12 protein-coding genes are annotated in these 14247 nt (G+C 37.0%); 4 read left to right on the forward strand and 8 right to left on the reverse strand.

What is annotated here, in order from left to right; genetic code table 11:
• The first annotated feature begins 62 nt into the window (after positions 1 to 62).
• The 3 genes from secA to Q0Q99_RS00375 all read left to right on the forward strand — a co-directional run bounded on the left by secA (position 63) and on the right by Q0Q99_RS00375 (position 4858).
• Positions 63 to 3404, forward strand: coding sequence for a preprotein translocase subunit SecA (gene secA, locus Q0Q99_RS00365; RefSeq protein WP_293889792.1), 3342 nt, complete (start codon positions 63 to 65; stop codon positions 3402 to 3404).
• A 229-nt stretch (positions 3405 to 3633) separates the two neighbouring features.
• On the forward strand, positions 3634 to 4197 hold the full coding sequence (locus Q0Q99_RS00370) for an AraC family transcriptional regulator (RefSeq protein WP_293889794.1): 564 nt from the start codon (positions 3634 to 3636) through the stop codon (positions 4195 to 4197).
• A gap of 82 nt (positions 4198 to 4279) precedes the next feature.
• Positions 4280 to 4858, forward strand: coding sequence for a hypothetical protein (locus tag Q0Q99_RS00375; RefSeq protein ID WP_293889796.1), 579 nt, complete (start codon positions 4280 to 4282; stop codon positions 4856 to 4858).
• 269 nt (positions 4859 to 5127) lie between these two features.
• Here the strand turns inward: Q0Q99_RS00375 and Q0Q99_RS00380 are convergent, their stop codons facing one another.
• Genes Q0Q99_RS00380 through Q0Q99_RS00390 form a run of 3 tightly spaced genes read right to left on the reverse strand, consistent with a single transcriptional unit; the run spans position 5128 to position 8690 of the window.
• The gene (locus tag Q0Q99_RS00380) at positions 5128 to 6531 is read right to left on the reverse strand and encodes an FAD-linked oxidase C-terminal domain-containing protein (RefSeq protein WP_293889798.1); all 1404 of its coding nucleotides are present in this window, start codon (positions 6529 to 6531) and stop codon (positions 5128 to 5130) included.
• A 38-nt stretch (positions 6532 to 6569) separates the two neighbouring features.
• Positions 6570 to 7778 (reverse strand): MFS transporter, encoded by a 1209-nt coding sequence (locus tag Q0Q99_RS00385; RefSeq protein WP_293889800.1) that lies wholly within the window; start codon positions 7776 to 7778, stop codon positions 6570 to 6572.
• Complete coding sequence (locus Q0Q99_RS00390; RefSeq protein WP_293889802.1) at positions 7779 to 8690, reverse strand: AEC family transporter; 912 nt, start codon at positions 8688 to 8690, stop codon at positions 7779 to 7781.
• Positions 8691 to 8786: 96 nt separating this feature from the next.
• Between Q0Q99_RS00390 and meaB the strand changes: the two genes are divergently transcribed.
• Positions 8787 to 9875 carry a methylmalonyl Co-A mutase-associated GTPase MeaB gene (meaB, locus tag Q0Q99_RS00395; protein ID WP_293889804.1) on the forward strand — a complete coding sequence of 363 codons (1089 nt, stop codon included), beginning with the start codon at positions 8787 to 8789 and terminating at the stop codon, positions 9873 to 9875.
• Here the strand turns inward: meaB and Q0Q99_RS00400 are convergent.
• The 5 genes from Q0Q99_RS00400 to Q0Q99_RS00420 form a co-directional block, all read right to left on the reverse strand.
• Positions 9872 to 11524: a hypothetical protein gene (locus Q0Q99_RS00400; RefSeq protein ID WP_293889806.1), complete on the reverse strand. Its 1653-nt coding sequence runs from the start codon at positions 11522 to 11524 to the stop codon at positions 9872 to 9874. The genes meaB and Q0Q99_RS00400 overlap by 4 nt on opposite strands.
• Before the next feature lie 4 nt (positions 11525 to 11528).
• Complete coding sequence (locus Q0Q99_RS00405; RefSeq protein ID WP_293889808.1) at positions 11529 to 12014, reverse strand: T9SS type A sorting domain-containing protein; 486 nt, start codon at positions 12012 to 12014, stop codon at positions 11529 to 11531.
• A gap of 134 nt (positions 12015 to 12148) precedes the next feature.
• A complete protein-coding gene (locus tag Q0Q99_RS00410; protein ID WP_293889810.1) occupies positions 12149 to 12826 on the reverse strand; it encodes a hypothetical protein in 678 nt (225 codons plus the stop codon).
• 131 nt (positions 12827 to 12957) lie between these two features.
• Positions 12958 to 13185 carry a hypothetical protein gene (locus Q0Q99_RS00415; protein WP_293889812.1) on the reverse strand — a complete coding sequence of 76 codons (228 nt, stop codon included), beginning with the start codon at positions 13183 to 13185 and terminating at the stop codon, positions 12958 to 12960.
• A 111-nt stretch (positions 13186 to 13296) separates the two neighbouring features.
• Entirely contained in the window at positions 13297 to 14202 is a 906-nt protein-coding gene (locus Q0Q99_RS00420) for a prohibitin family protein (RefSeq protein WP_293889814.1), read from the reverse strand.
• Positions 14203 to 14247 lie beyond the last annotated feature (45 nt).

The raw sequence follows: 14247 nt of genomic DNA on the forward strand, positions 1-14247 counted from the left end.
TTGAGGGCTTTTTTTTTGTTTAAATTTGCGCACCGTTAAAAATATAAAATACCAACCCAATTATGAGTTTCATAAATAGCATTATCAAAACTTTTGTAGGCGACAAATCTCAAAAAGATGTCAAAGCTACACAACCCTATATAACCAAAATAAAAGCGTTAGAATCTTCGTTAGCCTCACTTTCCCATAATCAGTTAAGAGCTAAAACAAACGAGTTTAAAGAAACCATAAAACAAGCGCGTGCCAAACAGGATGCGGAAATTGAAGCTAAAAAGCAAGAAGCTGAAAACACAGCCGATATTGATTTAAGGGAAGATATCTACAACGCTATTGATGCTTTGGAAAAAGAAGCTTATGAAATTTCAGAAAAAGTATTGTTGGAAATCCTTCCTGATGCTTTTGCCGTAATAAAGGAAACTGCACGTCGTTTCAAAGAAAACTCAACAATTACTGTTACCTCAACAGAGAAAGACAGAGAGCTTTCGGCTACAAAGCCTTATATTACTTTGGTTGGCGACCAAACCAATTGGGCAAACCAATGGAATGCCGCCGGAAAAGAAATCACCTGGGACATGATTCATTACGACGTTCAGTTGATTGGCGGAATCGTCCTCCACGAAGGTAAAATTGCCGAAATGCAAACAGGTGAAGGTAAAACTTTGGTAGCCACGCTTCCGCTCTACTTAAATGCTTTGACCGGAAACGGTGTTCACTTGGTAACCGTGAATGACTACTTAGCAAAGCGTGACAGCACATGGAAAGCTCCATTATTTGAGTTCCATGGATTAACCGTTGACTGTATTGATAATCATTCGCCAAACTCTGATGCAAGAAGAAAAGCATACGAAGCTGATATTACTTATGGAACCAATAACGAATTTGGTTTTGATTACCTGAGAGATAATATGGCACATTCTCCTGAGGATTTGGTGCAAAGAAAACACAACTATGCGATTGTAGATGAGGTGGATTCTGTATTAATTGACGACGCGAGAACCCCGTTGATTATTTCCGGTCCGGTTCCTGATGGCGATCGTCACGAATTCACTGAATTGAAACCAAAAATCGAAAACCTTTACAATCTACAGCGTCAATTGGCAAACGGATTTTTGACCGAAGCCAAACGTATCTTCAAAGAAGGAAACATGAAAGATGCCGGATTTCAATTATTAAGAGCATACCGGTCGTTGCCAAAAAATAAAGCTTTAATCAAATTCTTGAGTGAAGAAGGGGTAAAACAACTGCTTCAAAAAACAGAAAACGAATACATGTCAGACAACAATCGCAAGATGCCGGAAGTTGATGAGGCATTGTATTTTGTAATCGAAGAGAAAAATAATCAGGTTGAACTTTCGGACAACGGAATTCAATTTCTTTCTAAAGATACCAATGCAACATTCTTCGTTCTTCCGGATATTGGAACCGAAATTGCAAACATCGAAAAACAAAATCTTGAAAAAGACAAAGAGGCTGAAGCCAAAGAAAAATTATTTCAGGATTTCGGAATCAAATCAGAAAGAATCCACACGCTTACACAGTTATTGAAAGCCTATACGCTTTTTGAAAAAGATGTAGAATACGTCATCATGGACAACAAAATTTTGATTGTAGATGAACAAACGGGTCGTATCATGGACGGTCGTCGTTATTCTGACGGATTGCACCAAGCGATTGAAGCCAAAGAGCAGGTTACGATTGAAGCAGCAACCCAGACTTTTGCTACAATTACGTTACAGAACTACTTCCGTATGTACAGCAAATTAGCTGGTATGACAGGAACCGCAGTAACAGAAGCTGGTGAGCTTTGGGAAATCTACAAATTAGATGTTGTTGAAATTCCAACCAACCGCGGAATGTCACGCCATGATAAGGAAGATTTGATTTACCGCTCAGTTCGTGAAAAATTCAATGCTGTTATTGAAGATGTAACCCAATTATCACAAGCCGGAAGACCTGTTTTGATTGGGACAACCTCTGTCGAAATTTCAGAATTATTGAGTCGAATGCTGAAAATACGGGGTGTAAACCACAATGTATTGAATGCAAAAATGCACAAACAAGAAGCACAAATTGTAGAGGAAGCAGGAAAGCCAGGCGTCGTTACAATTGCAACCAACATGGCTGGTCGTGGAACCGATATTAAGTTAACTCCAGAAGTAAAAGCTGCGGGAGGTTTGGCTATAGTTGGTACAGAACGCCATGATTCACGACGTGTTGACCGTCAGTTGCGTGGTCGTGCCGGTCGTCAGGGTGATCCCGGAAGTTCCCAGTTTTATGTGTCACTGGAAGATAACCTGATGCGTTTGTTTGGTTCAGACCGAGTGGCGAAAATCATGGACAGAATGGGATTAAAGGAAGGCGAAGTTATTCAACATTCTATGATGACAAAATCTATTGAGCGTGCTCAGAAAAAAGTAGAGGAAAACAACTTCGGTACACGTAAACGTTTGCTTGAATATGATGATGTAATGAACGCGCAACGTGAAGTGGTTTACAAACGTCGCCGTCATGCTTTGCACGGAGAACGTCTGAAACTGGACATTGCCAACATGATGTACGATACTTGCGAATTAATCGTAAGCGAGAATAAAGGCAGGAACGATTTCAAAAACTTCGAATTTGAATTGATTCGTTACTTTTCAATAACTTCTCCAATCTCTGTTACCGAATTTGAGAAATTATCAGAAATGGAAATCACAGGTAAAGTGTATAAGGCAGGTTTGGCCTATTATACCGAAAAAACCGAAAGAAGTGCCCGAGAAGCCTTGCCGATAATTACCGACGTTTATAAAAAAGAAGGAAATACTTTTGAGCGAATCATCGTTCCATTTTCTGATGGTATCAAAACGTTGAACGTTGTTACCGATTTAAAAAAAGCATATGATTCTCAAGGCACACAATTAGTGGCTGACTTTGAAAAAAATATTACGTTAGCGATTGTGGATGAAGCTTGGAAAAAGCATTTGCGTAAAATGGACGAATTGAAACAGTCTGTTCAATTGGCTGTTCACGAACAAAAAGATCCGTTGCTTATTTATAAATTAGAAGCTTTTAACTTGTTCCGAACAATGCTTGATGGCGTCAATAAAGAAGTGATTTCGTTCTTATTTAAAGGCGATTTGCCACAGCAAAACAACAACATTAAGGAAGCGCGACAAGTGCGTGAGAAACAAAATTATACAGAGAGCAAGGATGAAATCCAAAGTAGTGAAAGTGCGAATCGTGAAGCAGGTCAAATGCAACAGCGTCCGCAAATAACCGAAACAATTGTTCGCGAAACTCCAAAAATTAACCGCAACGATACTGTCACCATTAAACATGTGATGAGTGGTAAAACGGAGACCATGAAATTCAAAAAAGCAGAAAGTATGGTGGCTTCCGGTGAGTGGGTTTTGGTTCATTAATAAATCTAATACTATCTTTATACAATCCTCTATGGTACAAACCATTGGGGATTTTTTTGTAGTTATTAAAACTGTGAAATATATAAATTCAGTTTAAAATTATATAAAAAAATAATTATAAAGTAAACTACCTTTGCGCACTAAATTAGAGTACCTTTAACGGAATTTAAGACAGAAAAACTGTTGATTTCGAAAGCTGTTTTCTTTTATAACCCAATATTGATTTACCTTGAAAATACATATTAAATATATGGTTTCACTTCGTTGCAAACTGGCAGTGAAAGAGGAATTAGACAAATTAAAATTAGAGCACACTACAATAGATTTAGGCGAAGTTGTGCTCAAAAAAAACCTTCACGGTGAGGAGAGAGAACTGCTCCGTAAAGGCCTGCTAAAAAAAGGGTTGGAATTGATGGATGATAAAAAATCGATGCTTATCGAAAGAACCAAAAATGTCATTATTGAACTGGTTCATTACTCCGAAAAACATCCAAAAGTTAATTTTTCAGAATATCTAAGCAAAGAATTAGACTATAATTATACCCATCTTGCGAACCTTTTTTCAGAAGTTACAGGAACAACCATCGTGAATTATATCATTCTAAATAAAATAGAACGGGTGAAAGAATTGCTTTTGTATGATGAATTATCACTTACTGAAATAAGTTTTTTAATGGAATACAGCAGCCTTTCTCATTTGTCAACCCAATTTAAAAAAGTGACCGGACTGACTCCTACCTATTTCAAACAAATCAAACAATATAAAAAACGGATTCAGCTTGAAGAATTGTAAAATAAATCCCGATATAAATACAATCCTCAATTAGTTAAAACTGTTGGGGATTTTTTATATTTGAATATCTAATTAAAATGAAATGAAAAAGCAATTCTCAATTCTCTTACTTCTCTTCAGCATTACCGGTTTTTCGCAATCATCTGAAAGTTTGAAAGTAGCTGCCAAAAAATTTTATGAAGCCAATTACCTTATGGATTTTGAAACTATTGTCTCATTATTACATCCAGAAATAGTAAAGATTATTGGCAAAGATTTGATGCTCGAAAAGCTTGATAAATATTATGGAAACGATGACTACCGTTTGCGTGAACAATTAGAAACTTTACCTTTTCAAAATGGAATAATTAGGAAAAGAGAAGGAAAATCGTTTTGTGTAATTACATTTCGAAATCCGATGCGCTATTTTTTTGAAACCAAATTAACGGCAGAAACGGCTGCAGAAAAAGCCATTTGGTTAAAGCAAGTCAACAAAACCAAAGAAGTAACTTTCGAACCACAAAGAAACAGCTTTAACGTTAGAAGAATTACAACGTATATAGCAGTCATCGACGAAACAACCAACAATGAATGGCGGTTTTTCAACATGGATGATGTTAATCAGTTGGATTATTTTAAAACAATTTTTGGTGAAAACGTGAAAAAAGAATTGGGTTTATAAAAAATAGTATTTACCTTTATCACACTATCACCAACTAATCAAAATAGATATCATGGCAAAAGGAAAAGACGTTCAGAAAGCCGCAAAAAAAGAACCTCTGAAGACGGCAAAAGAAAAGAAAGCTGAAAAGCGCGATAAGAAACAAACTCCAAAAAGAGATTGATTTTTTAACCACAAAGACACGAAGTGTAAAATCACAAAGCTCACAAAGACATTATCCCTTGTGAGCTTTGTGCATTCTTAGTGAACTTAGTGGTTAAAAATTGTAGTTAAAGTTCATCCGGAAATATCTTCCCGGGATTGAGAATGTTATTGTGATCAAAGACACGCTTAATACTTTCCATTAACTCCAAATGCGCTTTGGAGAAAGCAATATCCATAAAGTTCTTTTGTACATAACCAATTCCGTGTTCACCGGAAAGCGTTCCTTTTAATGAAACCGTCAATTCAAATATTTGGCGAATTCCCAACGGAACCTGAGTTTCCCAGTTGTCGTCCGTCATATTTCCTTTAATTATATTAACGTGCAAATTTCCATCTCCGGCATGACCATAACACACAGATTTGAATCCATACTTCTCTCCTATTTTCTTGATTCCCGATAATAATTCAGGAAGCATATATCTTGGTACAACGGTGTCCTCTTCTTTATAAATTGAATTAGATTTAACCGCTTCAGCTACAGAACGGCGCATTTTCCATAAAGCGGCTTTCTGATCTTCGGTATCGGCAAATAGAACTTCATCAATATCAAACTGTTCAACAACGGTCATGATTTTCTCGGCTTCCAACATCAGGATTTCAGGATAATTGCCATCGACTTCAATTAACAAATGCGCCTGATGTTCGGGTTTGACATCCACGCTGATACCTTCTACCAATCGCAATGTCCAATCAATCGCTTCACGCTCCATAAACTCTAAAGCGCTTGGAACAATTCCGGCTCGGAAAATAGCAGAAACCGCTTCGCATGCCTGAGCAGCATCAAAAAAAGGAACTAACATCAGAACGTTATGATTGTTTTTGGGCAACAACTTTAAAACAGCTTTTGTGATAACTCCTAACGTACCTTCGCTGCCAACCATCAATTGTGTCAGATTGTAGCCCGTAGAGTTTTTTAAAGTGTTTGCTCCTGTCCAGATGATTTCACCATTAGGCAAAACCACTTCTAAATTAAGCACATAATCTTTGGTCACACCATATTTCACCGCTCTTGCTCCACCGGCATTTTCAGCAATATTGCCTCCAATCCAGCAACTTCCCATACTACTTGGGTCGACTGGATAGAACAATCCTTTTTCTGCAACAGCTTCGCGCAAAACTTGGGTGATAACCGCTGGTTCAACAGTAACCTGCAGATTTAGTTCATCTATTTCCAATATTTTATCAAGGCGTTCCATTGACAGACCAATTCCTTCATAAATTGATAAAGCGCCGCCACTCAGACCTGTTCTGGCTCCAATAGGTGTAGTTGGGATTTTAAATTCATTTGCAATTTTCAAGATGGCGGAAATCTCTTGTGCGTTGGCTGGTTTTACAACTACGCTTGGCGGAAAAACATAATCTTCAGTTTCGTCGTGACCATAATGATTAAGGATTTCTTTGTCAGTGAAAATAAAAGAATCCCCTACTATTTTAGATAATTTTTGAAGTATTTCAGGACTAAGTGACATAAGCTAAAAATTGAAAGTAAATATAGTAATTACAACTTTTATTTCTTCTTCAAATTAGGAAGAAAATAGCAAATAATTCCGATTAAGGGAAGATAGGAACAAACATGATAGACATATTGAATGGATGTAAAATCTGCAAGTTTACCAAGCAGAGCAGAACCTAAAGCGCCCATTCCGAAAGCAAAACCATAGAACAATCCTGAAACCATTCCGAGTTTTTTTGGTACTAATTCCTGGGCATAAACTAATATTGCAGGGAAAGCGGATGACATTATTATTCCGATGGTAATCATCAGAACATCTGTCCAAAATAAATTGACATACGGCAACATCAATGCAAATGGCGTAGCGCCAAAAACAGAAAGCCAGATTACATGCTTGCGTCCGATTTTATCGCCTAAAGGTCCGCCGAGAATGGTTCCAAGTGCATACGCAATCAGGTAAATAAACATATGAAACTGTGCCTGTTTTATACTAAGATGGAATTTATCCATAATATAAAAAGTATAATATGTTGATAAACTTGCCGTATAAAAAAACTTGGAGAAAATCACGATTAACAACACCGCTATTGCCCATTTCACTTTGCTTTTTGACAAATTGTGATAATCTATAAATACCGTTTTCTTATTCTTCCTGAAAATCAAATGATCGCGATACCAAAAAGCAATTTTGCTGATAATCCCAAGCGCAATTACAGCCGCTATTACAAACCAAAGAATGTACTTTTGGGAATTTGGAACTACGATTAAAGCTACCAATAGTGGTCCAAGTGCGGTTCCAAAATTACCGCCAACCTGAAATATAGATTGTGCCAAACCTCTTTTCCCGCCTGATGCCATGTTTGAAATCCGCGCTGATTCAGGATGAAAAATAGAAGAACCAATGCCAATCAAAACTACGGAAAGTAAAATCCAATAGAAATTATCGGCAAACGACAAGGAAACAATTCCCGCCATGGAAAACAACATGCCGTAAATCTGGGAAAAAGGTTTTGGATATTTGTCTGTATAATAACCAACGAAAGGTTGAAGTAACGAGGCTGACAATTGAAAAGCAAAAGTAATCAATCCAATCTGTGAAAATGAAAGGTGATAATTTTGCTTTAAGATTGGGTAAACCGAAGGTATTATAGCTTGAATCAAATCGTTCAGCAAATGGGCAAAACTTATCGAAAAAAGTATGGTATATATAGTTTTTTGCAACAATTCCTTACTTTGTGAAGTCGTGTCAATAGTCGTTTCCATTTAAAATGTGTTTAAAATAAAATACCAAAAAGCCAGTGTCAGGAAAGATAGCGGTATACCAATTCCAACCATCATGCTGCTTAATTTTGGTTTCAATCCGTAATTTGAGGCTAAAATTGCTCCCGTAATCATTGGCGCCATTGCCGATTCCATTACGGAAACATCTACTGCCAGACCTTTGCCTCCCAATATAATTTTGTAAAGCAAAAAGAAAATAGCGGGTGTGATAATTAATTTAAAAAACAATCCTAACCGAAGAAATTTCCAGTGTTGACTTCGTTTGTCGATTTTTAATTGCAGCCCCACGGCCACCAAAGCCACCGGTGTTACCGTTGCGCCCAGTTTTTGAAAAACAGTTTCAAAATGTTCATTAAAATCAACTTTTAAAACGTTCATAACAGCCGCAATAACAAAAGCAATAAAAGGGGGAAACAGCAAAATCTTTTTAACAATTTCGTTTGGATTTGCATCGCCTTTGGCAAAAATTCCGGCTGTAATAATTCCCAGCGTCGCCATGACCACAAATGAACCTGGCTGATCGACAATGATTGCTGTTTTCAAACCTTCTTCCCCATAAAGCGCCTGAATTATCGGAAAACCAACAAAGGAAGTATTCCCCAAACCCGCAGTTATTGTCAAGCATCCAATCAATCTATTGGGCCAGCCTAATTTCTTTCCGATTGTATAGAAAAAAGCAAATGACAGCATAAATCCAATCCAGGCAATGCCTAACGGATACAACAAATCGGGAGAAATCGAAACTTTAGGAATATAATACAAAGCCAGCGCCGGCAAAGCAATATAAATTACGAATTGGTTAAGTGCTAAGTGTCCATTTTTCGGAAAAGCGGCCAATCGTTGCATTCCCAAACCCATTATCAGACAAAGAAAAACTAACAGAATGTTATCCATTCGAGGTAAAATTTGGTTATACAAAGGAACGGCAAAAAAATGGAAAAGAATTATTGGCTAACAATATTTTACTAAATTTACCCAAATGATTTTCCCTTGAACGAAAAGCAAAACAAAAAATCGGCACTAAACGAAAAAGAAGGTATTTCGCAACCGGAAAGTTTCAGCGCTTCTTCATTGGAGAAAATTTCCAAAAGCAGGAAACTACAACCTTCCGCGGCTGAATTAATCTCCGGGATTTTAGCGCATGATAAAGTAGCTTTGAGTAGGGGAATAACATTGGTTGAAAGTACGAATGCCAATCATTTGGCGAAAGCCAATGAAATAATTAATGGTTGTTTGCCTTGTGCTAATAAATCGGTACGAATAGGAATTACTGGTGTTCCGGGTGTTGGAAAATCAACTTTTATAGAAGCTTTTGGAAAATACCTGACTTCCTTGGGCAAAAAAGTGGCGGTGTTAGCAATTGACCCAAGCAGTACTATTTCACATGGTAGTATTTTGGGTGACAAAACCCGAATGGAGGAATTGGTAAAAGACGAAAACGCTTATATCCGACCATCTGCTTCGGGAGAAACATTGGGTGGTGTAGCGCGAAAAACCAGAGAAACCATTATCCTTTGCGAAGCAGCAGGATTTGATACTATCATTATTGAAACGGTTGGCGTGGGACAAAGTGAAACCGCAGTGCATTCGATGGTTGATTTCTTTTTATTGCTTAAAATTTCCGGTGCCGGAGATGAATTACAGGGAATCAAACGTGGTATTATGGAAATGGCGGATGCGATTGTAATCAATAAGGCCGATGGTGATAATATCAATAAGGCGAAATTAGCAAAGACCGAATTCAATCGCGCGCTACATATGTTCCCAGCAAAAATATCGGGCTGGATTCCAACAACAGCAACATGCAGTTCAATTACCAAAGACGGAATTGATGCTGTCTGGGAAACGATTTCCAATTATTTTGAATTGGTAAAAAACAATCACTATTTTGAAAAAAAACGCAAAGAGCAAAACCAATACTGGATGATGGAAACCATCAACGAGCAGTTGAAATCCAACTTCTATCACCATCCTGAAATTATAGAACTATTAGAAGCAAATAAAAAAGCAGTTGCAAATGATGAAGTTTCACCTTTTGCCGCTGCTATGATTTTGTTAGAAAAATATTTAAAATCTTAAAATATTCGAAATGCCTTATAAGGGAAAGCTCCAACTCCACTTCCAAAACCTCCTCCTACATAATAAATTAAAACGTTTTGATTCAAAGAGCCATTGGTATTAGAAGTTAAATAATAACCTCCTGTATCCAGCGGTAATAATAAATAATTTGTGTTGACAGCTGTCCACTCTCCTGTGCAAGGTAAAAACCAATCAGAATAAGTATTTAAAACTAAATTCAAACAAACCTCTGCTGCAATACCCGGTGTAGAACAACCAGCCACAATATTTGTAGTATTGTTTATTCCATCACCAATTGCAGTACCAAATGGATTTGGGTAAGTTACATTGTAACACCCGAAGTCAGCTGTTCCTATATTATTCTGTGAAATTATTATTCCGTGTTGAACCGAAGAACTGTAGCCAGGGTCGCCAGGTTGCAAGAAATAACCAATCACACCTCCTTGGTAAAAGCTACCAATAGAAAGTGTTGAAGTGGTCGTGAAACTAATTTGATTTCCATATGCAGTTCCGGCAATACTGGTTGCATAAGCTCTAACATAATAAGTTGTATTGGTTAAGAGCCCTGAAACCAGGCTTGAATAGGTTGCGCTACCTCCACCGTTTGTAGTAATGTTATCAGCAATTGTAGGTGATGTTGAAGTACTCCAACATATTCCTTTTTGTGTGATAGCACTACCTCCATCACTACTTATAGTTCCACCTGAACTAGCCGTTCCTCCAGTAATTGAAGTTATTGCAGTAGTTGTTAGAGCTGCTAAAGTAGGATTAAAAGTGGTGTAAACAACATCATTACCATACGTTACCCCTGTACTATTAATTACAAATGCCCTAACATGATAAGTTGTATTTGGTGCTAAACCTGTAAGTTGAGTATAAAAATTTCCCAGGCCAGTTGATGAAGGTATTAAAGAATAATTTCCTCCAACAGTTGGGTTTATAGCTGTGTTCCAACAAACGCCATAACTACTGATTAGAGAACCACCAGAACTGGTTATACCTATGTTAGTAACATTTCCCCAAAATCCAGCTGGATTGGGATCAAAATAAGTTTGCGATGGATTAGAAATTGTTGTTAATGTCGGGAAAGATCCTCCTATCCATGTTGGAATATTGCTATTATTAATTTGTAAAAACTGTCCGGGAGTGCCAATAGGAATCATTGTCCAAGCAGTACCATTCCAATATTTCATATCACCTACAGTAGTTCCGGGAGTTTCTCCATTAGCACTTCCTGCCGAAAACAATGCGTAAGGGACACTACTTAACTGTGAAGTTCCTGTGATTGTATAAGATGTTCCACCTGTTGGATCGGTTTCTGTTTTAATGAAATAAGGACCGTTTGCCCAGTTGATGGTAGCAAAGTTGCCAGAAACAACGCTTCCTGTTCCAATTTCAAGACTAACTAAACCATTAGCATTTGTACTTACTGTTTGTGTTTCAGTATATACAGACGAACCCGAAGACGAACCCTGCAAAATGCTGAGTCGCATACCAACTGGTGCTGAAACAACTAGCACGCTGCTGCTATTTCTGATTACAGCTTGGTAACTCATTTTCTGAGGTGCCTGTCCAAAAATAGCACTCATGGAGAGAAACATTATCGATATAAGAAGCTGTTTGCTAAAAGAATGTAAAGTTGGTTTCATAAGCTTAGTTTTTTAAAATTTTGAATGTTTTTATTGTCTTGTTCTTGTCGGTTATTTTAAGAAAATAGATGGCAGATGGCAAATGTCCTGTTGAAATTGGTGTTTCAGTTGTAGTAGTCTGACCCGTAAGAAACTGTTTTCCGTTAAGGTCATACAGTTGATAGGTCAATGACTCAAATTCGTAATGATCAATTTTTAGAGTTACAAAATCAGTAGTGGGATTAGGAGAAACGGTCATTAGAAGATTTATTTCTGGGTTTTCGATACCTAAAACTACTGAAATTTCATAAGGTTGCTGAACGCCTTGGGCAACTGTTCCATTCGTTCCAGAATTTGTAGTATAAACAATTTGCCCAACAGAATAGCTCACCAAACCACCTGTTCCTACTGCATTTTGTCCTGAAGCATTAATAGATTCCTGACCATTCATTGTGAAGGACAAAAGCAATAAAAAAGAGACCTGAACGTAATAAAATAGATTTTTTTTCATTTTTATACTTGTTAAATACTGAACCAAAGTAATTAATAAATTCATAACTATCTGATTAATTGCGAAAAATCCTTTTATAAGAATAAAACCTAGCAGTTAATAATGAAATTTCCCTTTAGTAGCTGACACCAACACTATCTAATATTGCCCACCGAATTCTTAACGGTATCATGTCTCATTTTAAATATGCCATCTTCTATACTGAAACCCACACGTACTTGAGTTTTCAGAGTATCTTTTAGCATTATGAAACGCAATTCATATTCCCCGTCATTTAATTGCATTGTAGTATCGGCAGCAGTATCCTGAATTTTATACACTTTGCTTTTCGTTCTTGCATACGAAGCGGCAGCAGCGCCACCTCCTGTACCACCAGCTAAATTACCAACACTGGAAACTGCAGCTGAGAGTATCTCACCTCCTGGTATAGCGCCACCCAATTTAGCAGTTCGCTGCGCTAACATACCTCCAGCCGCATGCAAACCCTGATTTACTTTTTCGCCAAAAGTTTGTGCCTCATCCTCAGACAATGCTACTATACTATTGTTAGTACTACTGACTCTGTATCCTTCACCCGTTGGAAATAAAATTACACAACCGTCATCAACTAAACTTACATTTATATTTCCGTTTTTAACTTTATCCCCAAATGTGGCTCCTTGTGTTTGTTTCCCCACTGTAACATTCATCGAAATTCGATTGGGCATACCATTATTAATTGAGTTTAGTTTTTGGGATTCCTGAGCTTGTAGAGAAACTAAACATACCAGAATTAAAATAGCCGCAAAAATTGATTTAGTAAAAGTTCTCATAATTTTAAATGTTGAAGGATTTAATAATGGCTTAAAATTAGTTTATTTCTTAATAGCAACCTTCATTTCAATTCACAAAAAAACAGCTGTTGAAAATTCAAACAGCTGTTAAATAATATATTAGACTGGCGTTACTCTTCGTAACGTTCCATTTCCCTGTCATAGAATTCGCCCGCCAAAGTAATTAGATGTTCCATTTCGCTTTCCAATTCGGTTTCGTCTTCGCCTTCTAAATCTTCAAGAAATTCAACTTCATCATCTTTTAAATTGATAATAAAACGAGGAAAATCAAGATGAATAACAAAAATATCCTCTTGTAAATCAGAGTTGTCTGCTAGTAAAAATTTTGGTAATTCCATAGTTTGGATTTAGAGAAGATAATAGATGATAGACTAAAAGATAATAGACAAAAGTAAAGAATTAATTTCAAAGTCGCTCATCTCTTCGTCTGACATCTATTATCTAAAAAGTTATTTATCAGACAAAATTACGGGAGCGCTTCCTTTGCCCATAAAGATAATTTTGGTATTAGACGACGTGGCTATTTCTTTTTGTGCTTTTATTTGTTCGTATTGTAATTGTTTATCGGTCAAGCCGGATGAAATAATTCGTTGGTAATCAGCAATACCTTGTGCTTCTACTCGTTTACGTTCCGCTTCCTGTTTTTCTTTCTGCAAAACGAATGTCATCTTTTGGGCATCCTGTTCGGCATTAATTTTACTTTCGATAGACGCTTTTACTGATGTGGGAAGATTAATATTTCTAATTAAAAGTTGCTCTAAAACCAAACCTCTTTTTTTGAAATCTTCCTCAATTGATTTGAAAATTCGCTGTTGAAATTCATTTCTTTTGGTGGAATACAGCGCCACTGCATCGTAATAAACAGCGTTGTCCCGAATACGTGTTCTGGTTACTGGACGCACAATTTTATCGGTATAATCCTGTCCGATTCCTTTTAAAATCTTTGGTGCTTCTGTTGGCAACACTCTATACAAAACCGTTAAATCGATTACGACTTCCAAACCATCATTTGACAAAACCCTGATGGCATCATCGCCTTCCTGTGCGCCTTCATTATGAATGGCTGACATGGTGTAGTTTTGGGTTTGAACGTCGAAAACAGTGATGTCTAAAAGTGGATTAATAACATGCAAACCACTTTCTAAAATGTCTGGCTGCACGTTTCCGTAAAGCGATTTGACGCCTACTTTTCCTGCGTCAATTTGTTTGAATACTGAAGATAATAAACCGATAAGAATGACTGCAAATCCAAAAATCCTAAAGAGGTTTGCAAATTTTGACAAGGGATTTTCGTGGTTTTTTAATGTAAAGCCGATAATAATTAAGATAACACCAAGAATAAGTGATAGTATCATTTTTTAAGTTTTTAAATTATACGGTGATTATACGCAACAGGCAAT

The organism is Flavobacterium sp. (assembly GCF_025352425.1).
In the GTDB taxonomy this organism is placed as follows: Bacteria; Bacteroidota; Bacteroidia; order Flavobacteriales; family Flavobacteriaceae; genus Flavobacterium.

Bases quoted from the DNA above. Each gene is read 5' to 3' on its own strand.
- secA (WP_293889792.1), top strand. From the start codon at position 63: ATGAGTTTCATAAATAGCATTATCAAAACTTTTGTAGGCGACAAATCT.
- Q0Q99_RS00375 (WP_293889796.1), top strand. From the start codon at position 4,280: ATGAAAAAGCAATTCTCAATTCTCTTACTTCTCTTCAGCATTACCGGT.
- Q0Q99_RS00380 (WP_293889798.1), bottom strand. From the start codon at position 6,531: ATGTCACTTAGTCCTGAAATACTTCAAAAATTATCTAAAATAGTAGGG.
- Q0Q99_RS00385 (WP_293889800.1), bottom strand. From the start codon at position 7,778: ATGGAAACGACTATTGACACGACTTCACAAAGTAAGGAATTGTTGCAA.
- Q0Q99_RS00390 (WP_293889802.1), bottom strand. From the start codon at position 8,690: ATGGATAACATTCTGTTAGTTTTTCTTTGTCTGATAATGGGTTTGGGA.
- Q0Q99_RS00400 (WP_293889806.1), bottom strand. From the start codon at position 11,524: ATGAAACCAACTTTACATTCTTTTAGCAAACAGCTTCTTATATCGATA.
- Q0Q99_RS00405 (WP_293889808.1), bottom strand. From the start codon at position 12,014: ATGAAAAAAAATCTATTTTATTACGTTCAGGTCTCTTTTTTATTGCTT.
- Q0Q99_RS00410 (WP_293889810.1), bottom strand. From the start codon at position 12,826: ATGAGAACTTTTACTAAATCAATTTTTGCGGCTATTTTAATTCTGGTA.
- Q0Q99_RS00415 (WP_293889812.1), bottom strand. From the start codon at position 13,185: ATGGAATTACCAAAATTTTTACTAGCAGACAACTCTGATTTACAAGAG.
- Q0Q99_RS00420 (WP_293889814.1), bottom strand. From the start codon at position 14,202: ATGATACTATCACTTATTCTTGGTGTTATCTTAATTATTATCGGCTTT.